General features: G+C 41.1%; 16 protein-coding genes. 11 read left to right on the top strand and 5 right to left on the bottom strand.

Annotated features, from left to right (window positions below; translation table 11 throughout):
- On the bottom strand, nt 1-4,070 hold a 4,070-nt coding region (locus H5158_RS19615; protein ID WP_182740706.1), incomplete at its 3' end, for a retention module-containing protein.
- Between the two features lie 231 nt (nt 4,071-4,301).
- On the opposite strand from H5158_RS19615, the gene H5158_RS19610 reads away from it, so the two are divergent.
- Genes H5158_RS19610 through H5158_RS19595 form a run of 4 tightly spaced genes read left to right on the top strand, consistent with a single transcriptional unit; the run spans nt 4,302 to nt 10,524 of the window.
- Complete coding sequence (locus H5158_RS19610) at nt 4,302-6,302, top strand: TolC family outer membrane protein (RefSeq protein WP_182740705.1); 2,001 nt, start codon at nt 4,302-4,304, stop codon at nt 6,300-6,302.
- 41 nt (nt 6,303-6,343) lie between these two features.
- Complete coding sequence (locus H5158_RS19605; protein WP_182740704.1) at nt 6,344-8,482, top strand: type I secretion system permease/ATPase; 2,139 nt, start codon at nt 6,344-6,346, stop codon at nt 8,480-8,482.
- Complete coding sequence (locus tag H5158_RS19600) at nt 8,479-9,900, top strand: HlyD family type I secretion periplasmic adaptor subunit (RefSeq protein ID WP_182740703.1); 1,422 nt, start codon at nt 8,479-8,481, stop codon at nt 9,898-9,900. Before H5158_RS19605 ends, H5158_RS19600 begins: the two co-directional genes overlap by 4 nt.
- A gap of 36 nt (nt 9,901-9,936) precedes the next feature.
- Entirely contained in the window at nt 9,937-10,524 is a 588-nt protein-coding gene (locus tag H5158_RS19595; RefSeq protein WP_182719450.1) for a response regulator transcription factor, read from the top strand.
- A gap of 148 nt (nt 10,525-10,672) precedes the next feature.
- Here H5158_RS19595 and H5158_RS19590 read toward each other — a convergent pair whose 3' ends face one another.
- From H5158_RS19590 to H5158_RS19580, 3 genes are all read right to left on the bottom strand, one after another.
- The gene (locus H5158_RS19590) at nt 10,673-12,658 is read right to left on the bottom strand and encodes a LapD/MoxY N-terminal periplasmic domain-containing protein (RefSeq protein WP_220491374.1); all 1,986 of its coding nucleotides are present in this window, start codon (nt 12,656-12,658) and stop codon (nt 10,673-10,675) included.
- Nucleotides 12,658-13,347 carry a transglutaminase-like cysteine peptidase gene (locus tag H5158_RS19585; protein WP_182740707.1) on the bottom strand — a complete coding sequence of 230 codons (690 nt, stop codon included), beginning with the start codon at nt 13,345-13,347 and terminating at the stop codon, nt 12,658-12,660. Before H5158_RS19585 ends, H5158_RS19590 begins: the two co-directional genes overlap by 1 nt.
- A 200-nt stretch (nt 13,348-13,547) precedes the next feature.
- Nucleotides 13,548-14,006, bottom strand: coding sequence for an LPP20 family lipoprotein (locus H5158_RS19580; protein WP_145239567.1), 459 nt, complete (start codon nt 14,004-14,006; stop codon nt 13,548-13,550).
- 162 nt (nt 14,007-14,168) lie between these two features.
- On the opposite strand from H5158_RS19580, the gene H5158_RS19575 reads away from it, so the two are divergent.
- Entirely contained in the window at nt 14,169-15,362 is a 1,194-nt protein-coding gene (locus H5158_RS19575; RefSeq protein ID WP_182740701.1) for a flagellar assembly protein FlgT, read from the top strand.
- Here the strand turns inward: H5158_RS19575 and H5158_RS19570 are convergent.
- A complete protein-coding gene (locus H5158_RS19570) occupies nt 15,346-16,248 on the bottom strand; it encodes a LysR substrate-binding domain-containing protein (protein WP_182740700.1) in 903 nt (300 codons plus the stop codon). The genes H5158_RS19575 and H5158_RS19570 overlap by 17 nt on opposite strands.
- A 114-nt stretch (nt 16,249-16,362) precedes the next feature.
- Between H5158_RS19570 and H5158_RS19565 the strand changes: the two genes are divergently transcribed.
- The 6 genes from H5158_RS19565 to H5158_RS19540 form a co-directional block, all read left to right on the top strand.
- Nucleotides 16,363-17,091, top strand: coding sequence for a glutathione peroxidase (locus H5158_RS19565; RefSeq protein WP_182740699.1), 729 nt, complete (start codon nt 16,363-16,365; stop codon nt 17,089-17,091).
- A 140-nt stretch (nt 17,092-17,231) separates the two neighbouring features.
- Nucleotides 17,232-18,680, top strand: a complete 1,449-nt coding sequence (locus H5158_RS19560) for a dihydrolipoyl dehydrogenase (protein WP_182719455.1) — start codon at nt 17,232-17,234, stop codon at nt 18,678-18,680.
- Nucleotides 18,681-18,767: 87 nt separating this feature from the next.
- Nucleotides 18,768-19,385 (top strand): DUF4303 domain-containing protein, encoded by a 618-nt coding sequence (locus H5158_RS19555; RefSeq protein WP_182719456.1) that lies wholly within the window; start codon nt 18,768-18,770, stop codon nt 19,383-19,385.
- 135 nt (nt 19,386-19,520) lie between these two features.
- A complete protein-coding gene (locus tag H5158_RS19550; protein WP_182740698.1) occupies nt 19,521-20,522 on the top strand; it encodes a hypothetical protein in 1,002 nt (333 codons plus the stop codon).
- A gap of 663 nt (nt 20,523-21,185) precedes the next feature.
- Nucleotides 21,186-22,514 carry an ATP-binding protein gene (locus tag H5158_RS19545; RefSeq protein WP_182740697.1) on the top strand — a complete coding sequence of 443 codons (1,329 nt, stop codon included), beginning with the start codon at nt 21,186-21,188 and terminating at the stop codon, nt 22,512-22,514.
- A 651-nt stretch (nt 22,515-23,165) separates the two neighbouring features.
- The coding region (locus H5158_RS19540) for a transposase family protein (RefSeq protein WP_182740696.1) at nt 23,166-23,332 on the top strand (167 nt) is incomplete at its 3' end.

Here is a 23,332-nt window from a genome sequence, read left to right as displayed (position 1 = left end):
GTTAAGGTTTGTATATCGCCATTGGCATCGGTGACCGTAATGCTCACCAGCCCGCCAATTTCATCACTGCTACCGGTGATGGTTGGGGTGCTGTCGTTCGTCGCAGCCAACGGATCAATATCAAAAGTAGGCGCTTGAGTGTCAATTACTCCGCCGTTTTCAGTATCAGACGCGGTATTACCTGCCGCATCAGTGACACTGCCATCCACTTGGAATGTGCCCTCTGCAAGTGGGGTCGGTACATCCACCGACCACGTACCATCTGCCAGTACCGTCGCGGTTAAGGTTTGCACAGCGCCAGTGGCATCAGTGACAATCACGCTGACGAGACCGCCAATTTCATCACTGCTACCAGTGATGGTAGGCGTGCTGTCGCTCGTTGCAGCAAGCGGATCAATATCAAAAGTAGGCGCTTGGGTGTCAATTACTCCACCGTTTTCAGTGTCGCTGGCGGTATTACCTGCCACATCGGTCACGCTGGCATCCACTTGGAATGCGCCCTCTGCAAGTGGTGTCGGTATATCTACCGACCACGTACCATCTGCCAGTACCGTCGCAGTTAAAGTTTGCACCGCACCGTTTGCATCTGTCACGGTGATACTTACCAGTCCACCAATTTCATCACTGCTACCAGTGATGGTTGGCGTGGTGTCGTTGGTTACAGACAACGGATCAATATCAAAAGTCGGTGCAAGTGTGTCAATGATCCCCGTTGCCTGAGCATCACTTGTTAAGCCATTTACAGTGATACTTGCATTAACCGTAAATTCACCTTCGGCAAGCGCATCTTGTGCATCTACACTCCACACACCTGCTATGACGGTTGTGTTCAGAGTTTGGCTATTATTATTACTATCAGTAATTACCACGGTGATAAGTGTACCGTCAGGGGCATCAGACGTACCACTAATGGTTGGTGTTACATCATTGCCATCAGCAACCGTATCGATACTAATACTTGGTGCGTTACCATTTAAAATAAAGGTATCAGAGGCCGTTGCTTGATTACCTGCAGTATCCGTTATGCTCGCATCGACATTAATGGCGCCGTTTTGTAATGCAATAGGTACTTCTACTGACCAACTGCCATCGGTATTTACTATCGCGGTTAAGTTTTGTGAATTTACACCATCGGTAACAACTAAGCTCACAACACTGCCCGCTGGTTCATCAGTTTGACCACTAATGATCGGCGTACTATCGCTAACTGTATCTAAATTATCAATCGTTAATATGGGAGCGGTAGTGTCAATTATACCCGTTGCATTATCAGACACGATATTGCCTAAGCTGTCTGTTAATGTGGCATTAACGCTAAATCCACCCTCAACTAATGCAATTGTTGGTGTAACACTCCAATCACCATTATTGTCTACTTGTGTCGTTAATAATTGCGTTTGACCATCAAAACCAGTTATCAACACACTGACAGTATCACCTGCAACAGCATTAAGACTAGTTCCTGAAATGCTTGGAGTCGTGTCGTTTGTTTCTCCAATCACATCAATTGTCACTGATAGTAAACTCGAATCAATAAGACCGGTTTGAGTATCTGAAGCTTGATTGCCAGCATTATCTGTCACTGATGCAGTAACGCTATAGCTCCCTTGCGCGAGTGCGCTGTCAACTTCGATAGCAAAACCTCCATCGGCAAGCACGCTGGTCATTAATGTTTGTTGCACACCATTTGCATCGGTTACAACAATAGTAACCATAGTACCAACTGCCACACCGCTGACTTGACCCGAAATAACCGGCGTATCATCAGCCGTATTTGCCAATGGCTCTAAATTAATAGTCGGTGCAGTAAGATCAATTAGGCCTTGCGCAACATCAGTTGCTTGATTACCCGCGGTATCTGTTACTGACGCAGTAATAGAAAACTCACCTTCGGAAATTGCTTGGTTAGTGCCAACTTGCCAACTACCATCAGCATTCACTGTAGTGGTTACAGTTTGCACTGTGCCTGCACTATCAACCAAAATCACAGTAACTAAAGTACCTGCTTCAACACCCGAGACTACACCTGAGATAATCGGAGTCACATCATTAGAATCAGCAAATGAGTCAATACTGATGGTCGGAGCAGTCAAATCAATTAGCCCTGTTTCGGTATCTTGGGCTGTGTTTCCTGCTGTATCTTGCGTTGTGGCTGTCACCGTATATGGCCCTTCGGCTAAAGCACTGGCCACTGCTATGCTCCAAACTCCACTGGCATTTATTTGTGTGATAACCGTTTGTTGCTGACCGTTACTATCTACAATGGTGACTGTTACTTGGCTTCCGGCAGCCAACCCTTGGGTAATACCTGAAATCGTCGGTTGTTGATCATTACTATCTACTAATGGATCGATATTGATCAGTGGGGCAGTTAAATCTATAGTACCCACTGCCGACGCTGAGCTGCTATTACCAGCTGGATCCGAAACGGTGGCTTGTACTGTATAATCGCCCTCCACCAATGCATTAATAACGTCAACTTGCCAATTGCCATTGCCGTCGGTTGTAGCCGTCAGCGTTTGCTGTTGCCCATCACTGCCTGTAACTAACAGAGTCACTGTTGTACCTGGCGGCACATCTAATACTGAGCCTGATATTAATGGTGTTGTGTCATTGCTATCGTTCAATTGATCAATCGAGATGACTGGACTGGTTAAATCTACTACACCAGCTGCACTATCTTCGGCTTGATTACCAGCGCTATCAGCGACGCTGGCTGTCACTGTAAATTGACCTTCAGCCAGTGCATCAACAACCTCTACAGACCAACTGCCATCAGCTGTAACCGAAGCAGTTAAAGCTTGCGCAACGCCGTCACTAGCTACAACGGTTATTGATACAAGCGTACCCGTAGCTACACCATTTACCGACCCCGTCAATGTAGGAGTCACGTCATTGGTATCAGCAATTGCATCAATCACAATTACTGGCGCGGTTAGATCTATAATGGCTGTAGTTTGTGCATTACCTTGGTTACCAGCTTCATCAACCGCATTTGCTTGAACACCATAAGGACCTTCAGCCAAAGCTGCGGTGGTAACACTCCAATTACCTTGCTCATCAATTTGCGTCACAAACGTTTGCACTTGCCCACTGCTATCAGTCACCGTAAGCGTTACATCATCACCGGCCACCAGCCCGACTACGGAGCCTGTAATTACTACCACTGGCGATGTCGAATCAGCAAGTGTATCAATACTCACAAGCGGTGCTGTGGTATCAATATCGGCAGCAATGTTATCTGAAATTGGATTGCCATCTGGGCCTGTTGCTGTAACTTCAACAACAATTGGGCCATCTGGTAATGGTTCTAATTCCGGAGAGGTGAAGGTGCCGTCAGGTTGCACAACAACATCAATCGTTTGTACATTACCCAAAGCATCGGTGATTGTAATTAATACTGTTTGACCCACTAAATTAGTCGATGCACCTGAAATAATCGGTTGCGGGTTATTAATTAAGCCAATGTCATTTAACTCTAAACTACCAATTAACGCGGTTTCGGGCACCACCCCATCGGTCGTATCACGAAGAGAAAAAATGCCATCATTGTTAGCTGTAAAACTATCATCAAAAGATAAACTACTTGGATCAATACCCTCAGCGATACGTGCAAGTTCCACAAAGGAAGTACCTCCACCAGAACCTGTTGCAGCATTACCACCAGCGGCAGTTGCTTCTAATGTATCCAGTAAATCACCACCACTTTCAAGGGCACTCAAAAAATCACTTACATCTTCACTTAAAGGAGAGGAGGATGCCTCATCTGCAGTATTCGGTTGGTTTAAGCTAGCAATGGCATCATCAATACTATCATCAAAAATTGTTGTTTCTGAGCTATCGCGGGTCGTTTCGGCAACAAGGTCGGGGGTGATTCTTACCCGTTGATTGGCAGGAATAGACAGAGACATACCTTTGATATCGATCATAACCGAGGAGTTCTCAGCAGTGATAATAACATCACCAACCGTCAGCGCGTCCCCCAACGATAATGCCCGAATTGAACCATCTTCTAAAACAATCCCAGCTGAGCCTTGAATGTCTATGATCAGTAATTGATTTGCGTCCATTTTGCTGCCTTTAATCAAGAGTTATACCTTTGTATTACTCAAATTTAGGACATCACAGCCAAAAGGATACTGGACTAAAGTACAGGTTTTGAATTTTTAAAATTGTATTAAAAGATTAAAAAACTGGTAGAAATTAATTTTTGTGCTTTATCAAAGTTCTATTTGCACAAATTGATTTCGTTGTCTAAAACTAAATTTAATTGCCCATAAATTTGGATCTAAGAGGACGAAATGGCTAAGAAAACTAACTTTACCGGTACTAGATTTACAACTCTAATTGGTTTGGTTTTAGCTGCAAATGGATTTACCCCCAATCTTTATGCAGAACAAACTTCGATCATGCCTTTAACTTATGTAGCCGACAAAGCGATTGCGAGCAACCCAGAAGTTCAGCAAGCTTGGCATGCTTTTAAAGCATCTGTTTATGGCATTGACGCAGCACAATCTGGGTATTTACCGACCCTAGACGCATCAATCAGTGCCGGCTATGAAAAGCGCAACTACGGCGTAGAAGATGAATACAATCGAAATACGGCAGAGTTAACATTACGACAAATGCTCTATGATGGTTTCCAAACATCTAATACAGTTAAACGCTTTGAGCGAATTCAGCTCATTCGCTATTTTGAAATGCTCTCCCAAGCAGAGCAAACCGCCCTGCAAGCAAGCGTTGCCTACCTTGATGTACAGAAGTTCACCACGTTAGTTGAGCTGGCACAAAAAAATCTTCAAGAGCATGAATCGGTTTATCAGCAAATTGAGCAAAGTGTTGGTGCTGGAGTTGCAAGAGCTGCCGATCTTGAACAGATCAGCGGCCGCCTATCACTTGCACAATCAAATGTAATGACTGAATACGCAAATCTCCATGATGTTAGCGCACGCTACTTACGCATAGTCGGCGAACTTCCTCAGCAAGGCACCGTGGCTGCAAAATTAAATGAAGACAGCATCCCCATTTCGATTAATCAAGCTCTTGATATTGCCTATAAAAACAGCCCAAATTTTTATGCATCGCTCTACAATATTGAAGCGCAGCAAGCAAATGCCCAATCGCAGAAATCCGCCTTTCATCCAAAGGTTGATTTATCCGCCCGATATGGCTCCCAAGATCGCGATGAACTTGGTTTTAATCAAACCCGTACCGAAGCCCGGGTTGGGATTGATGTACGTTACAATCTCTATAACGGGGGCCTCGATAGCGCTAATTTAGAACAAGCTTATCAAGAAGTTAATATTGCAAAATACCAGCGAGATCAATCCTGTATCGAAATTCGTCAAAATCTGCAAGTTGCTTATAACAATGTCAAAGTACTTGAAAGTAAATTACCAGCCCTTGACCAGCATCGCCGCTCATCAGACAAAGTAAAAGTTGCCTATAAAGATCAATTTGATATTGGTCAACGCACGTTATTAGATGTGTTGGATGCAGAAAACGAGTCATTCCAGTCAAACCGTTCCTATACAGCAGCACTTTATGAACGCCAAAGTGCCATATTAGCGATGCTAGCAGAAATGGGAAAACTACTTCCGACACTTAATGTAAGCTCAGACAAATTCCCGAAAATCACTGAATTAACAGATGATACTATTGCCCATAATGCCGAGTTTATCTGCCCTAAATACGATGTTGCAGCAACAATCAATCGGCAAGCATTTTTGCAAAAAAAAGCCCAACAAGATAACGCCTATATGAGCATGACTGCGATGCCCAGTTATCTCAATGCACCGACCTTAAATAGCAGTACATTTAGTGATGATGATAATGACGGTGTTGCCAACGAACAAGATGATTGCCCTTCGACCCCAACCTTGACTGAGGTAGATGAAAAAGGCTGCACTAAATACAACAGTAATACTAGTAACGTCGAGATCGGTATTCCGTTCGTGGCTGATTCAAGTGTTGTGCGCCCTGAGTATTTGCAAGAAATCGCACGCCTCGCTGATTTTTTAAAATCACACCCATCTAAAAATGTTGAAATACAAGGGCATGCTTCACTCGAAGGGCCTGCTCTTTACAATAAAAAACTATCAGAAAAACGAGCATTCTCCGTGGCTGAAATTTTAATTCAGCAATACGGTGTTGCCCCTAAACGGGTTAAATCACTCGGTTATGGAGTAGATAAACCAAGAATTAATGAGATCTCTGTTCGAGCTAATGCCGCTAACCGCCGTATTGAAGCGGTGATCACAGACACAGAAACTGGCAATAGCTTTGTTGCGGCAAGTTATTAATCTGAACTAGTTAAACAATATAAAGTGGTATTGGAAGCTATATGGAAATAGATGATGAAATCGGTCATGGTGGTATTTTAGTCGACTGCTTAGCAATTTTATGCCACTACCATGATCGTGAATTTTCCCGCGAAACCTTGCTAAATGGGCTTCCTCTTGAGCAAGGTAATCTTACTCCTTCTGGTTTTTCAAGGGCTGCAAAACGCATTGGTTTTAAAACTAAAGTTGTAAATAAACAACTTATTAAAATCAATACGGCATTATTACCCGCTATTTTACTACTAGAAAATAATCAAGCCTGTGTGATCACTGCACTGGATCTGCAATTACACACCGTAGAAGTTATTTACCCTGAACTCAGCGATTCGGCAGTAACCTTACAAATTACAGATCTGAGCAAAAATGCCACTGATATTGTTATTTATACACGTCCTGAATTCACCTTTGATGCCCGCTCGCCAGTGCTGCAAAAACTATCTAAAGACGGCTGGTTTTGGGGCGTGATAAAAGAATGTCGATCCTTGTATAAAGACGTGATTATTTCAGCCATTGCACTAGGCGTACTTTCAATTGCGATGCCATTATTTGTTATGAACGTGTATGATCGAGTGGTACCAAATCAAGCTGTTGAAACACTATGGGTATTAGCCATTGGCGTATTAATCGCGCTGACCGCCGACTTCATTTTAAGGTTAGTACGCAGCTATTTTGTCGAACTCGCAGCAAGTCGTATCGACGTAAAAGTCTCCGCAGTTATTATGGAGCGAGTACTGGGTATGCAGTTAAAAAACCGCCCTACATCGGCGGGCTCATTTGCCAGCAATATCCAGTCATTTGAAGCTGTGCGAGGATTTTTCAGCTCAATCACGCTTATCGCTTTGGTTGATTTACCCTTTGTACTTTTATACCTCACCGTGATTGCTATCATTGGCGTACAGCTTAGTATCCCGATCATTGTCGGAGCACTGTTGCTACTATGCTATGCCTTAGCCGCCCACCGTAAATTAGAAGCGCTATCAGAGCAAACAATGAAAGCCAGTTCAATGCGTAATGCTATTTTAGTAGAGAGTCTCACCAATATCGAGGACGTTAAAAGCTTTCATAGTGAATGTAAAACCCAGGCTGCATGGGAAAAATCAACCATTTATATTGCTCGGGTTAATGCACAGAGCCGGCTGATCTCCGGTTCAATTGCTAACTCAGCCACTTGGCTACAACAATGTGTTGGCGTGATAATTATGATTATTGGGGTGCACTTAGTTATTGCTGGTGATTTAACCCAAGGAGGCTTGATCGCCGCCTATTTATTATCTTCACGCACTATGGGGCCAATCGGTCAATCTGCCGCTGTGTTAGCACAATTCCACCATGCCGCTATTGCCATGCATTCACTCAATGAAATAATGGAAAAAGAAGTTGAGCGCCCTGCAGGAAAGCATTGGTTAAGTCACCCCGTTTTACGTGGTGATATAGAGTTTCATGATGTGCACTTTAAATATGCTGATGACAGTAACGAAGCATTATCAGGTGTATCATTTAAAATCAAAGCAGGTGAAAAAGTGGCTATCCTAGGACGTAATGGCTCAGGAAAAAGCACCCTAGAGAAGTTAATCCTAGGGCTGCATGAGCCAAATTCAGGATCAATTTTAATTGATAACACCGATATTCACCAAATAGATCCCGCAGAATTACGCCATAACATTGGTTATGTTCCACAAACTATCTCACTATTTTTTGGCACCCTCAAAGACAACATCACCTTAAGTGCATGGCACGCCAAAGATGAACAAATTATTAGTGCTTGCGAGCGTAGCCAATTATTCGATCTTATAAACTCTCATCCTGATGGCTTTGACCTACAAGTTGGCGAACAAGGTCGCTTACTTTCTGGTGGACAACGCCAAGCTGTGGGAATGGCTCGAGCATTGATCAATGATCCACCCATACTCATTCTCGATGAACCAACCTCAGCACTGGATCATAATAGCGAAGCCAAAATCATCGCCAATTTAAAACAACACAGCCAAGATAAAACCTTACTTGTTGTTACTCACAGAACCTCATTACTTGAGTTAGTCGATCGTATTATCGTAATTGATAATGGCAAAATTATCGCTGATGGTCCCAAAGCACAAGTGATCGCCTCTTTGAATAACCCGGCTGTGGAGCGTACTTCATGAATAAAAGCAAACTCACGTTAGAGCAACGTTCATTTGAATCAGTCGGACGTGCCATTGAGGCCAGTAAAGGGCAAAAGCCATCAATATTTAATAACTTATTTAAAGGTTGGCTATCCCCACCTAATAGCCAAGATTGGGTGGTCGATGCACAATGGGAAAAAATGCAACAGCAACCAGCCAGTGCCAAGTTACTGCTATATTTAATTTGTTTAAGTATGGTGTTGCTGGTTGTTTGGTCTGCATTTGCAAACCTAGATGAAGTTGCTCGTGGTGAAGGCCGAGTGATCCCATCAAATAAATTGCAACTGATCCAATCCTACGATGGCGGCATGGTAGAGCAAATTAATGTCCGCGAAGGGCAAATCGTCAATGCTGGCGATGTATTAATAAAAATAGACCCTACCAGATATATTTCGAACTTTAGAGAAAACCAGTCAAAAGTGTTGTCACTCAGTGCCAAAGTAGCGCGTCTTGAAGCTCAGACTAAAAAACAACCGTTAATTTTTGATACTAAACTCACTGCTGATGCGCCGGGAGTCGTGATGCACGAACAAGCACTTTACACCAGTAATAACCAAGAGCTTGAACAACAAGTCGCAATTCATAAACGCCAATTAGAACAACGCCGTCAAGATCATATCGAAGCACAAGCAGCCCTGCAACAGCATAGCAATGCCTTACGATTAATAAACCGCGAACTACAAGTAACCCGCCCATTACTACGCTCAGGCGCAGTATCTGATATCGATATTATTCGTTTAGAACGCCAAGCTGTTGATTTAAATGGTGAGATAAACCGCACTAAGGCTGTTATTAATCGTAGCCTTTCAGCTATTAATGAAGCGAAGAATAAAGTAAACGAAGTCGAATTATCTATGATAAACCGTTGGAATAATGAGCTTTCTGAAGCACGGCTGCGCCTAGATGCAATTAAAGAAACCGAATCTGGTTTAGCAGATAAAGTCACCCAAACTGAAATTCGCTCTCCGGTTAATGGCACTGTGCAACGCCTGATGGTCAATACCGTCGGTGGCATTTTACAACCTGGTAGTGATGTACTTGAAATAATACCGCTGGATGACCAACTGATTGTAGAGGCCAAAATCCCTCCGAAAGACATTGCTTTTTTACGTCCGGGACAAGCTGCAATGATCAAATTTAGTGCTTACGATTTTGCGATATACGGCGGACTAAGCGCCGAAGTTATACAAATTAGTGCCGACACGATTACTGATGAGCGAGACAACACGTTTTATTTAGTACAGCTGAAAACGGACAAAAGCCACTTTGCCGAAAACCTAACAATTATTCCAGGAATGACAACTCAGGTAGATATTATTACTGGTAAAAAAACCGTGTTGGAGTACTTGCTTAAACCGGTATTACGAGCAACCTCATTAGCAATGACTGAGCGTTAATTAATATTATTCTTACATTTTTAATATGGAACTATAATGCGCCAAAGTGTCTTTATCACCGAAGCTAAGTTTATTTCACCTCACTGGCAAGCAGCCTACCCTGAATGTGAAATACGACAGCAACAACCACACAATATTACAGCAGATACTATTTTATGGATCTTAGCTGGCAGTCCTGATTGGCTTAGCGTAGTACAAAGGTACAGTAAAAATCGCATTCCAGTGATTGTGATGAGCAAAGAGTTAAACATGGCAGAACTCTGCGCTGCGCTGCAAGTGGGAGCTCGCGGTTATGTTGAAGCATTTGCCAGTAAGGTAATTATAGAGCAAGTGGCAGAAACCGTTATCAGTGGCGGCATCTGGTTACCGGGTCAGTTGCTATCAAATTTAGTCGGCGTGCTCTCAAAGCAGTCAATCAGTTATCAGCATGCTTGTGATCTAACACTATTAACCAAACGCGAACACCAAGTGGTCGATATTGTTGTCACAGGTGCCAGTAATAAAATGGTTGCAAAGCAATTAAACATTACCGAACGTACCGTTAAAGAACATATGAGCTCGATTTTTAACAAGCTCAAAGTTCGTGACCGTATGCAATTGATGCTCGCAGTAAAAGGAAGTTAAAAAATTGAGAATTCAATTTCTAATACTTGTGCATCTTCCGTAATGTTATAAATCAACCGCATTTTTCTACATTAAGAACCAGAGTACAAACGCAATACTATGTCCGTAGATTAGAGTCTACCTTGGGCAGAATACACAACCCTATATTTTATTCTTCCGCGCTTGCTTTTACTTCATCATCAACTGGTTGCGATACTATGCCATCGAATCCTAGCCCTTGTAATGTCACCTGATCTTCGGGGTTATTAACGCCCTCAGCAATGACTTTTATACCAATTGAATGAGCTAGTGCGCACACTCCTCTTAAAAAAGTCTGATTATCTTGGCTGTAACTAATATTGTGTCCGTAAATACTATCAATTTTAATCATTTCAAGACCTAACTCATGAATTTTATCTATTTTAGTGAAAGCTGGCCCGACCCGTTTCAGTGCCACTTTTGCTCCCATACTTTTCACTTGCATACAAAAATCTTTAAAAATAGTCAATTCAGCAACAGCTAAACTTTCACGTATATCAAAACAAATATGCGCTGCTAATTTTGGAAACGCCAATAAATAAGTCAATATCGCAGCAAGCGCGGCATCATCTAATAATGTTTCTTGTGATAATTCCACCGATATAAGTTTTAAATCCTCTCGCGCTTCAAATGTTTGTACCAGATATTTGATCAAGCCCCAGTCTAATCGAGCAAGTAACTTCAATCGCTTTGCCCATTGTAAGTAATAGCCACTACGATAGAGCTCACCATTGAGTAATAAACTTAAGCTCACTTGGTTTTGTAATAACTTACCCGAAAAAGATTTAACCGGATAAAGCAACACATCTAAGTCATTATTATCTAACGCGCGCTCAATCGCCTCACGCCAACTAGCAGCGTCAGAAAATAATTCATTGCGCTGCTTATTATTATTAATTTGAACCTGTATTGTCGGCTCTGCCACGGCGGCTTTTAATAAATTATCGACCCGTTTTAACAATGTAAAACGACTATCTTCACGCTCTATATAACTACAACTGTGTGGGATAGTTAAACCAATATGACTGTATTCTGCCAGTAATACTGCATGTTGTTTAAGTACCTTCGAACTCAGACTTTCGATATCATCAGTGTCATTTACCAATACCGCAAAATCGCTATGAGACATACGGGCAATATGACTTGCTGAAAAACGATCTTCATTGGCTTCTAAAAAAGCGACCAATGTTTGTGTAAAGCGGCGTAAAAAAGCCACCATCTCAACACGATTTATTTGCTCACTGATCAGGTCAAGATTGACAATACGAAATAAAAATAACGCGCCATGAGCATGTTCTTTTGATTGCTCCAATTGTGCTTCTAAAGTGGCACAAAAATACTCTCGATTCGCCAAGCCAGTTAATTCATCGTGCTGGCTTTTAAAACGAAACTCCTCTAAGCGTTTATTATCTTCTTTAATAATACGACTAAAGCGCGTTGACAGAAGATTCATCGAACTAACTAACCGAGCAAATTCATACGTTTTTGGTACTTTAGATTTAATAAAACGTTTATCACCTAGCGCATTTGCTTGCTGCACAACATCATCTAACGGGCGTAAAATTCGACTTAAAAAATGAGCACTCGCTATACATGCGGTAATCGCCACCATAAAAAAACTCCAGAATAATCGAATCGCGCTCTCCCATAGCGCTTGCTCTGTGTATTGACTATGGCTCTCTACATATAAAGTACCAAACTGCTGCCAGCCATCGCTCACTTGCGCAACGCCTGGCATCACATGTAATTGATAAAGATGATGAAACCAAAGTGGCGCCGATGTATCAAATTCACCACTAAATACTCGTTTTACGATCGGTTCACCTTGCGGGTCCTGCAATTCAATACGTTGGTAGTGCCCTGTATCAAAAGTAGCAGAAATAAGTAGCTCTAATTCAACATGATCTTTATGCAGCTGACTGAGCATTAAAGCCAAGCCATTAGCATTATCAATATTTTTTAAATACAACTGAGAAGAAAAATACTGTTTAGCCGAATACGTACTAATGAGCACACTACTGACGAAACCAATAATTATGACCACTAAAATAGCCAACCACAGTTCTTGGCGTAAAGTGATCTTACTTTCACGTTTAAATAAGGACATAAATGACATCACCAGATAATTCCTTCTTGTTGTGTTTGTTCAATAATTCGTCGCCAGCGAGATAACCTAGCAGTTGGATTGGCAACACTTTGGGTTGAGTTGTTCGCCCACAAGCCTTGGCTGTTAAAACTAAAAACGGGGCTTAGATCGGTGCGTTTAGCGGCAGGCAGTACTTTTGTTATTAAACTATCTAATATCAGCGGTTGTGCATTAGGAGTAACAAAATACCCCAACACCATATGCGCCTGAGTTTGTTTTGAGTTAGGACCGCCGATCTGTGCTTTAACGTAGATCAAACGTAACTTATCATCTTCAATGCCAAGTACTCGCAGACTAATATATTTAGCAATCGCATAATCTTCGCAGTCACCAAGGCCTTTGCCTAATGTTTCAAGTGGCGTTGCCCAGTAATCATTTTGCTGCCATAGCTCAATATCAGTACGGTAGCGTAAGTTGCGAGCAAAAAAATCATTTACGATTAAGATTTTTTGTTGCTCAGTTTGATTCTGTGACTGAACCAACATCGTTTGCCAATTACGTGCTACCGCTACGCGCGTTGGTCCAAATTGCAGGTTCATTTTTTCTAAAAAGACATTAAACTGGATGGGGAGACGATCGGCAAAAACCACACTGGTAACTAATATAAACAATAGCGCAAAATGCAGTAACGGGCAGTTACTAAACTTTCGCAAAAGCATGCAGCAAAAGTGTAAAACTCTCACTGACGCGACCATAAGTATATTAATAAAAACCGAGTTATTTTTTTACGTGCCACAAGCTTTATTCAATAAAAAACATTAAATAAAGCATAGCACTGAAGTATTCACTGTGAGATATTTTAGCGTGTCTTTTGTTAGTTACTAACATAACTAACAACTAATTTATTAGATCAAGCGTTTTAGTAATAAGTTACTTTTTTAACTTCGCGTGGTTTAATTTCACCTATGTATAAGTCATGCACCCGCTTCATATCAAGTTGTAACTCTGTGGCATAGGTATCACCTACGGCATAGGTTTTAATTACTTGTGCGCCTTTAATAATCCCTTGTACTTGCCCTTGCAAGTGATCGTTTTGTGCAATACTGCCTTGCACTGTGGTGCCTGCGGTAATTTTTTGCCCATATACTTGCTCTGCCAGCTCACGATACGCTTCTAGTTTTGATGCTTTAATCGCCATTAATGAGCGTTGTGATTGGTTATCACCCGGTTGCGCACTGATCGGCGCATAACCCACGGCTTTTAGAATTGGGTAGTTATCTGGCTCAATATACTTATATTCCACATGTTTATCAAAAATACTGCTACAGCCAGCTAGACCTAAGCTTGCTAATATACAAATTGAAATCACAATACGCATGGCTTCTCTCACGCTTTAAAAGAATCATTAATAACTAAATCAATGCACGATCAATGCCATAATTAACTGCTATGACGGTTTTAAAGCAACCTTGCAAAACAATTGGTACAGTCCTTGCTCTGTCACTGTTAATAGCAAATGTATATTCATGGGGTTAGGGTAATGAAGCGAATTTTATCAATGGTAGTAATCGCCAGCAGTTGGCTAAGTATTAGTCTATTTTCCTCCCATACAGTTGCCCAATGGTATGAATCAACCGGCCATGCAAGCATTAAAAATGATGATATAAGTGCGGCAAAATCGGCGGCAATAAAAGATGCTATCACCCAAGCTTTAGTGTTCTCAGGGGCACGCGTCAGCTCAATGCAAACCTTAGTAGATGGGGTGTTAACCCAAGATCAACTAAAAATAAACAGCCATGGCGAAATTCAAAAGATAGAGATGATCAGCGAAGATCGTAAAGCCGATCAATTTGCAATTACTTTGCGCTTGGATATCTTCCCTCAACAAGAACACTGCCCTGCGAACCAATTTACTAAATTTGTTGCGATCACCCAAACACAATTAAATAATCGCGAACAAGCGAAGATGGGTCAAATATTTGACATTAATAAAGCCACCAGCGAAGCACTCTACAAAACGTTAAATCAATCGGCTATGAATGCTAAACCAACGGCTTATTTTAATTTTCCGATCCGCGTTGGCGAATTTTTTAATCAACAATACGATTACAGTAATGCCCTATTAGAAGAAATATCGAGCCGCAGTAATTCTCAGTATGTATTGTTAAGTCAAATTGTTGATATCTCAAATGGCGATAAACTCAATAACAGTTATGCTTTTTGGCAGGACGAAACCTACCAACGTTCATATAAAATAGATTTTGCCTTGTTTGATGGCACCACTTACGAGCGAATGTGGCAAAAAAGTTATCGCAGTCAAGCTATCTGGCCATTTGAAAAAACTGCAATTATTGACGTGTTTAGTGATAAATTTTGGAGTTCAGATTACGGCCAAAATATAGCCGACATAAACCAAACCGTTAGTTACGACTTACAAGCCGCAATGGCTTGCCTTGAAACCCAAGGTAAAATATTACATATAGAAAACAATAAGCTAATTATTAATTTAGGCAAAGCTCATGGTATTGAAAAAGGCCAACGCTTAAATATTGCACATCATAACTATTTAACGGATGCAGCGGGAAATAAAATGCCACACCTGATCACCACGCTCAATCAAATACAAGTTGAGCAGGTATATCAACAAAGTGCGGTTGCCGTCAGTATTGACCAACAACCACTGCCTAATATTCAAATAAATGATGTAGTAGAACTGACTAATTTAGAGCCTTAGTTAATTGTTGGTGTAAGCTTGGGTGCTCAATAAGCCAATTAGCAAGTAATTCAATGCCCGCTAAATGCGGGTAATGTTTACGACAGGCCAAAACCACACTTCGCTGTTGAGTTGGGAAGATTGGCAAGTAGCTAATACCTGCACGCTCTGTGCACGCAAGCTTAGGCACAAAGGTTACCCCATCATCCATAGCCACCAATGCTAATAAGGTTTCTAAGCTATTACCTCGGTACTCATTGGACACATCAACCCCAGCGGCAAAACAAAATTGCTGGGCTTGATCTTTAAAACAATGACCATCGCTGAGCATCAATAAACTGCACTCTTGTAGCTCATCTAACGCTATTTTACTGCGTTTTGATAAACTATTTTGCGCTGACATAGCAACCAAAAAGTCTTCTTTATACAATTTAACTGTATGATAAAGTTTAAGTTCAGGCACATCTGCTAATATAGCAATATCTAACTCACCGTTATCCAGTGCGCTTAATATAGTCGCGGTTTGCATCTCAACAAAAGCAAATTGGCTATCAGCAAACGCTTCTTTCATCGAGGTGAGTAAGGTGGGTAATAAATACGGTGCAATCGTTGGAATAATGCCTATTCTTACTTTACCTTGTAGTGGCGACGATGACGTTGCTGCTAGCTCTTTTAATATTTGGGTTTGCTCTAAGATCACTTTGATCTGTGTCAACAAACGTTCACCTTGAGCCGTTAAAGTAACCTGCTTAGTAGAGCGGTCAAATAAAGTAACACCCAGCTCTTGTTCAAGTTTTTTAACCTGTCCACTGAGAGTGGGTTGACTGACAAAACATGCATCGGCGGCTTTACGAAAATGCTTAAAGTGCGCAATCGCTTTTACGTATTCAAGATCTTTTAAATTCACTGCAAACTCACAATTAATCGGTAATACCTATCATACTAATATAAACAAACGATTGGAGCTATTATAACTTTCACGACATAATGGCTATCAACAAATCAAGAGGAACTAAAAAACATGTTAAAGAATATTGAAGGTCAAACAATTCCACAGGTTACATTTGCAACACGTCAAAATGACGAATGGAAATCAGTAACTACCGATGACATTTTTAAAGGTAAAACAGTGGTTGTGTTTTCACTACCCGGTGCATTTACACCAACCTGTTCATCAACTCACTTACCACGCTACAACGAATTAGCTGGTGTACTTAAACAAAACGGCGTTGACGACATTGTGTGTGTATCAGTAAACGATACCTTTGTAATGAATGCATGGGCTGAGCATCAAGAAGCACAAAACATTACCTTATTACCAGACGGTAACGGCGAATTCACTGACGGCATGGGCATGTTAGTTGATAAAAACGATTTAGGTTTTGGCAAACGCAGCTGGAGATACTCTATGCTGGTTAAAGATGGCGTAATTGAAAAAATGTTCATCGAACCAGATTTACCTGGCGACCCGTTTGAAGTATCAGATGCAGACACTATGCTTGATTACATCAACCCTAAACAAGTTAAACCAGAGCCGGTGAGCATTTTCACTAAACCTGGCTGCCCTTTCTGTAAAAAAGCGAAAGCATTATTAACAGATAAAGGCCTAGTATACGAAGAGATCACTATGGGTGTTGGCGCATCACTGACTAGCCTAAAAGCTATTTCAGGCCGTGAGACCGTACCACAAGTATTTATCGGCGGTAAGCACATTGGTGGCTCTGACGATTTAGAAAAATACTTTGCTTAATTAAGTAAATACCTTAAGCAAATAATAAGGGGCAGCAATGCCCCTATCCATACCCTTTTTAAATACCCATTTTAAATACCTATTTTATTAACTAATTTAAAAACCAGTTTTTTAATAAAATTGGTATTGAGGACATCACCATGAAAGAACTAAACACCGACGTTGTTGTAATAGGTGCTGGCACCGCAGGTTTAAGTGCTTACCGCAATGCAAAACAACACACGTCTAACGTATTAATGATTGAAGCAGGCCCATACGGTACTACCTGTGCGCGAGTTGGCTGTATGCCAAGTAAATTACTTATTGCCGCCGCAGAAGCCGCCCATGCAATTGAAGCCGCGCCAGCCTTTGGTGTGCACAGCTCAAAACCAACCATAAACGGTGTTGAAGTAATGGCGCGCGTGCGCAATGAGCGCGACCGCTTCGTAGGTTTTGTAGTAGAAGCCGTGGATGAGCTACCCACTGATGATAAAATAGTAGGCTACGCAAAATTTTTAGATGCCAATCGCGTACAGATTGACGACCATACAATTATTACCGCTAAGCGCTTTGTAATTGCTACCGGCTCTCGACCTGCTTACCCTAGCGTATTTAATAACTTTGGCGACAGACTAATCATTAACGATGACGTTTTCGATTGGCAAGACTTGCCAGAGTCAGTTGCTGTATTTGGCCCTGGTGTTATTGGCCTCGAAATTGGCCAAGCGTTGCATCGCTTAGGTGTTAAGGTAAAACTATTTGGTGTGGGTGGCGCGATTGGCCCAATTACCGACCCAGTTATAAAAGACTACGCAAATACTGTATTTGCTGAAGAGTTTTTTGTCGATACCGATTCAAACGTATCCGATATGAAACAAGTAGGCGATAAAGCGCAGCTTACCTATGTCGACAAAAACGGGCAAAAACAAACCGAGCAATTTGATTACGTACTTGCCGCGACGGGCCGCGTACCAAACACCGACAAACTCGGTCTTGAAAACACTGGCATTGAGCTTGATGAACGTGGCGTACCAATCGCTGATAAACACACAATGCAATGTGGCGACTCCAATATATTTATCGCCGGAGATGCCAGTAACATGATCCCACTACTGCATGAAGCGAGCGACCAAGGCTCCATCGCAGGGCAAAACGCGGGGCGTTTCCCTGATGTACGTATTGGCCTGCGCCGAGCGCCAATTGCAGCCGTTTTCAGCGACCCACAAATTGCTATGGTCGGTGAAACGTACAAGCAAATAACGGCTCGTTATGGTGAGTGTGGTTGTTTTGAAATTGGCGAGGTCAGCTTTGAAAACCAAGGCCGCAGCCGCGTAATGTTGAAAAACAAAGGCCATATGCGTTTATACGCAGAGCAAGGCACAGGCTTATTTTTAGGTGCTGAGTTTATTGGCCCACAAGCTGAGCATATCGCCCACCTACTGGCATGGGCTGTACAAAACAAAATGACTGTACCACAAATGCTCGACATGCCATTTTATCACCCAGTGATAGAAGAAGGCCTACGTACCGCACTGCGTGATTTAAACGCTAAGCTGAAATTTGGCCCAGATATCATTAACCAATGTATGGAATGTGGCCCTGGAGCATAAATAATAAAAAGCCAGTTAATTTAATTAATTGGCTTTATTACATATGATAAACTGCCAAATTATTAATTTTTTACAAGGAATGATTACATGGAAACTGACTTTTCTACTTTTGAAGAAGCGTTATATTTAGATAGTAAAAAAGCATTCAAGCAAATTTTAGCTGACTTGGGTGATGATATTTATGTAATCGGTTTTTATCACTCTGGTAGCTGTTCATTTTTACCTATGTTCAATACTCATACTGATTTTCAAAGCACATTTGAAGACGAATATGACTGCGAAGAAGATGACCGTTTACTCGCTAAATGGAACGTCAGTGACTTTCCATCATTAGAAGATTACTCAGAATATTTTGAACACAGTAGTGAAATTCTACAAACACTCGACAATGACGATAGCTATGAAATAGTCAGTGATGAAGAAATCCAAAAATATTGGCAAGCATGGTTATCAACCTTAGAGCGCGTGTTAATTCGCTTAGATAACGAAGGTATATTTTCAGAAGGTGTAGAGCGAAACTCAATCACGCTTGCCATACTCGCTTACGATGAAACTGAAGATGAGCAATTTTCACGCATTAAACGCATGAATCCGCCCGCTGTTTTAGCAACTATTGAAACCGATTTTGAAACAATGATTGCCAGCCGTAACGAAGCAGAGCAATTAGCGATGGCAGAATTTGAGCGTATGTTACAAGAGCGTTAGTTTTTAATAAATAGCTCTATATTGGCGCATAGTAAGTAATTGAGTAAAGACGAATTCAGCTATGGCTGCATTTCAATAAAATACATTAAAGCGAGCCTTTTTATAGGCTCGCCAAGTAGCTAAAAGGAATTTTATATGTGGTTTGAAAAACTGACAGGCTTTAGTGAAGAATCCCCGTTACAAGTGCATAAAAATTTATCAGTTAACGGTAATATTTTAAAATCTCATATTAATGCAAAGGAATATCATTGCGGCTTATTAGAAACACCATCATTAGCCGAATTAAGAAATCGCGTTAATTATAATAAAGCGCTAGATACAAAAAACTCTATTCGTGAAATCGTTGCGAATGTTCAAGACCTTCATACTGATAAGAACAATGTCGGCGCATTATTCCAGGTTGCCTCCCAATTCAACCTCTTAGAAATGGTTTCTCCTGATGTTACACCTGAGCACGGTGTCGATGGCTATGAGTATGATCGTACTCAAGGACCTGCTTGCGCTATAGCTGCAGGTGCCGGAACTATTTATCGAAACTATTTTGCAAACGTAAATGGTGAAATTGGTCAAACGGCTAATAATCAGATCGATTGCCTGAGTGACATTGGTGCCGCATTAGGAAATAAAAATAACCGTCTTTGGCAAATGAAAAATGGTTATGCTTTGGCATCTGAAGAAGGTTTAATAGAAATAAATGAAAAAATTAACTCTGCGACTAAATCTGAACTCGACAAATTAAAAGCTTTGTTACGCATTGGCATCCAATGGGATACAGAGGTGACACTAAATGATCTAAAGCAAACAGTCAGCCAAGTTTATTGTTCAGCGCTTCCTGTCGCATATTCACAAATACCTCCAACGTTATGGGCTAATTTTGCCAAACTGATATTAGAGGCTTGTTACGAAGCAACAATATGCTCTGCTATTTTGAACTATCAAAAAACTGGAAACAATAAAGTATACCTAACACTTATTGGTGGTGGCGTATTTGGTAATGATAGACAATGGATTTTACAAGCCATTGAGCGCGCCTTGAAACTATACGAGTACGCAGACCTTGATATATTTATTGTAAGTTACGGCTCTTGTGATCCTTATGTTCAAAAATTCATAGATAATTTTTCAAAAAATAAATGATAACTACAATAAAAAGCTAGCGTCATTAATAACGAAACCTTACCAACATAAGCTTTAAGAGCGTTGGTAAGGCGCTAGCCTTTTAATTGTTAATCCAATGGCTTTTTATTTCATTAAGGCTTGCTTAGTAACAACTTTATCACCATGACTTGGCGGCGTTGAGGTAACAATAAAACCAGCTCGTCCGCAGCGTAGTTGCATAACTGATGCACTAACCCCGCTGGCACTGTAGGCCTTGTTGCGGGTTTTATATCGCTAACAAAGTCGCCTGCCCATTAAGTACAAAAAAGAACGGCTCTGCAAACTCATGCTTATGCGACTGCTCCCCGTCGGCACTCGCTCTTGGATCACATTCAATGCAGTACTCTTCACCAAATGCCAACCATCACAATTATCACCCTTATGCCCCCAGTTATAATGTTCAGCGTTATCGACTGAAATAGGCATTGCCATATCTTCGCTATCCCTTAAAAGCTACTGCACAACAAAGTAAAACATCACCGTTTAAAATAGTAGTCAATTTAATTTATACAAGGAAACCACACTTATTCGCGCATAAAAGTGTGAAAAAACACACTTATTAGCGCATAAAAGTGTAAAAACTTGCATTTATTCGCGCAATAAAGTGTAATTAATCATCTAGTGAGTAATACGAGACCTGCCATGCAACGATTAATTTTAGAAAAGTTATTAGATTGGAAATCTAAGCCAGCACGAAAACCCTTATTAATTGATGGCGCTCGCCAAACAGGTAAAACTTATTTATTACAAACTCTATTAGGCAGTACCTTTGCAAACGTGATTCGAATCGATTTTTTAGAGTCCCCGCAAATGAGTGAAGCATTCGCAGATTCGTTATCCCCCGAAAACGTACTATCTAATATAGAGCTACTTACAGGAAAAACGTTTGACCCTAATACAGATCTACTGATCCTTGATGAAATAGGCGAATGCCCTAAAGCAGTCACGTCCCTCAAATACTTTGCTGAACAAGCGCCGCACATGCATATTGCCGCCAGTGGTTCTAATATCGGTTTATTAAACTCCTTTCCTGTAGGTAAAGTGGAGCAACATAATCTGCGCCCTCTCACATTTCGTGAGTTTCTGATCGCCTCGAAAGAAACCGCTCTAATTAAGGCATTTGCAGCACAAACAAACTCAAGTGCAGCACATAGCAAATTATTCTCAAAACTCACTGATTATTACTTTACTGGCGGTATGCCAGAGGCTGTAAGTACATGGTTTGATTTATCTGATCACAGTATCATTGACCGCGTTCAAGCTGTAACAGATATTCATAAAAATTTAGTACTGGGATATCAACGAGACTTCGGCAAATACTCAGGAAAAGTAGATGCAGGATTAATTGAGGCTGTATTTAACAATGTTCCAGCACAGCTATCATCAGTGATGGATGAATCGGTTAATCGCTTTAAATTTAAAGGGATGCACGATAAAAAATCTCGCTATAGTGATTTTGAAAGCGCTATTTCTTGGTTAAATAAGTGCCGCTTGATACTCAAAAACCACCCTATTGATGGCACACCTAAAAGCCCACTAGCAGCATATAAAAAAGATAATATAGTTAAATTATTTCTTTTTGATGTGGGCTTATTAAATCATATGCTAAACATTGGGTATAAAGAAATAAAACAACAAGGCTATGAATACAAAGGCTTTGTGGCCGAAAACTTTGTACAACAGGAACTTGCTGCACAAGGCATTGACCCAACATATTCATGGGGTGATGCAAGAGCGGAGATCGAATTTGTGGTCTCTGATGACGAAGGCAACATACTGCCTATCGAAGTAAAAAGTGGTAAACGCACCAAAGCAAAATCACTACAATCGTACATAAATAAATGCCAGCCCATCAAAACAATTAAACTCACAGGCACGCAAGGCTCATCACCACTGGAAAAGGAGTATATTGTCCTCCCGCTCTACTACAGTGAATATGTAGTAAGCAAACACCTGAGGCTGATGAATTGATAAAAGATAGACCTATCAGATTGCACACCAATTTAAACATCGTTGAGAAAACTGGCGGGTGCTTACAAAGCTATTATGATGGTGAACTCATACTTAAAGTAAAAGGACTGTGGTTCGCAGGTAAAGCCTTTTTTACAAGGTACTAGCGCTAGGCACTATTCATGGAGGGTAGAAAAAGCCTAACTAAACAACTTTAAATAGCTAAAGCCCAAACATGCGCTTTAGCTACCAAGTCATACTCAAAGCATTGTTTTGATGCGTATACAGATAACCTAAAGCTATACTACAAGCTTTAGCTTGTTCAAATACCCTACCCAACCTCGAAAATAATCTTTAGCTACCCACTTGCCAGAATGGCAAGAAAGCTCTTACTTGGAGCTCTGTAAATAACTGTACTGGATAAAATAACAACCATTCTCGCTTCCATAGTCAGCTTCGAGCGAAAAATATTCACTCATCTATCCATTTTCACTATTCAGTGAAAGTATTATGTCGTGATAGATAGAAACAAACCAAGCCAAAGCGGTATTAAATTAATTAATACAATTACAAGTGATGGTTAATGAATAACAACATAATAGCTCAGGGCAAGATCACGAACTTTACCTTGACTTAAAAGTATGATCTTATACTCCTTTTTAAGGAGCCCCCATGCCTGATATTCAACTATTTAAATATTTCGAATCAATTGATGACCCTCGCCAGCAGGGTAAAGTTGTCCATAAACTTTTTGATATCATATTCTTAGCTGTCAGCGCTGTCATATCTGGGTGCCAAGGCTGGGAAGATATTGAAGATTTTGGCCATGATAGATTAGA

The sequence above is a fragment of the Pseudoalteromonas sp. SR45-6 genome (assembly GCF_014163545.1).
GTDB lineage: Bacteria > Pseudomonadota > Gammaproteobacteria > Enterobacterales > Alteromonadaceae > Pseudoalteromonas > Pseudoalteromonas rhizosphaerae.
The sequence above is the reverse complement of the archived record's forward strand: the minus strand, read 5'-3'. Positions and strand labels throughout refer to the sequence as shown.

Excerpts from the sequence above, each read along its gene's own strand:
- H5158_RS19610 (WP_182740705.1), top strand. The coding sequence starts at position 4,302 with ATGGCTAAGAAAACTAACTTTACCGGTACTAGATTTACAACTCTAATT.
- H5158_RS19605 (WP_182740704.1), top strand. The coding sequence starts at position 6,344 with ATGGAAATAGATGATGAAATCGGTCATGGTGGTATTTTAGTCGACTGC.
- H5158_RS19600 (WP_182740703.1), top strand. The coding sequence starts at position 8,479 with ATGAATAAAAGCAAACTCACGTTAGAGCAACGTTCATTTGAATCAGTC.
- H5158_RS19595 (WP_182719450.1), top strand. The coding sequence starts at position 9,937 with ATGCGCCAAAGTGTCTTTATCACCGAAGCTAAGTTTATTTCACCTCAC.
- H5158_RS19590 (WP_220491374.1), bottom strand. The coding sequence starts at position 12,658 with ATGTCATTTATGTCCTTATTTAAACGTGAAAGTAAGATCACTTTACGC.
- H5158_RS19585 (WP_182740707.1), bottom strand. The coding sequence starts at position 13,347 with ATGCTTTTGCGAAAGTTTAGTAACTGCCCGTTACTGCATTTTGCGCTA.
- H5158_RS19580 (WP_145239567.1), bottom strand. The coding sequence starts at position 14,006 with ATGCGTATTGTGATTTCAATTTGTATATTAGCAAGCTTAGGTCTAGCT.
- H5158_RS19575 (WP_182740701.1), top strand. The coding sequence starts at position 14,169 with ATGAAGCGAATTTTATCAATGGTAGTAATCGCCAGCAGTTGGCTAAGT.
- H5158_RS19565 (WP_182740699.1), top strand. The coding sequence starts at position 16,363 with ATGTTAAAGAATATTGAAGGTCAAACAATTCCACAGGTTACATTTGCA.
- H5158_RS19560 (WP_182719455.1), top strand. The coding sequence starts at position 17,232 with ATGAAAGAACTAAACACCGACGTTGTTGTAATAGGTGCTGGCACCGCA.
- H5158_RS19555 (WP_182719456.1), top strand. The coding sequence starts at position 18,768 with ATGGAAACTGACTTTTCTACTTTTGAAGAAGCGTTATATTTAGATAGT.
- H5158_RS19550 (WP_182740698.1), top strand. The coding sequence starts at position 19,521 with ATGTGGTTTGAAAAACTGACAGGCTTTAGTGAAGAATCCCCGTTACAA.
- H5158_RS19545 (WP_182740697.1), top strand. The coding sequence starts at position 21,186 with ATGCAACGATTAATTTTAGAAAAGTTATTAGATTGGAAATCTAAGCCA.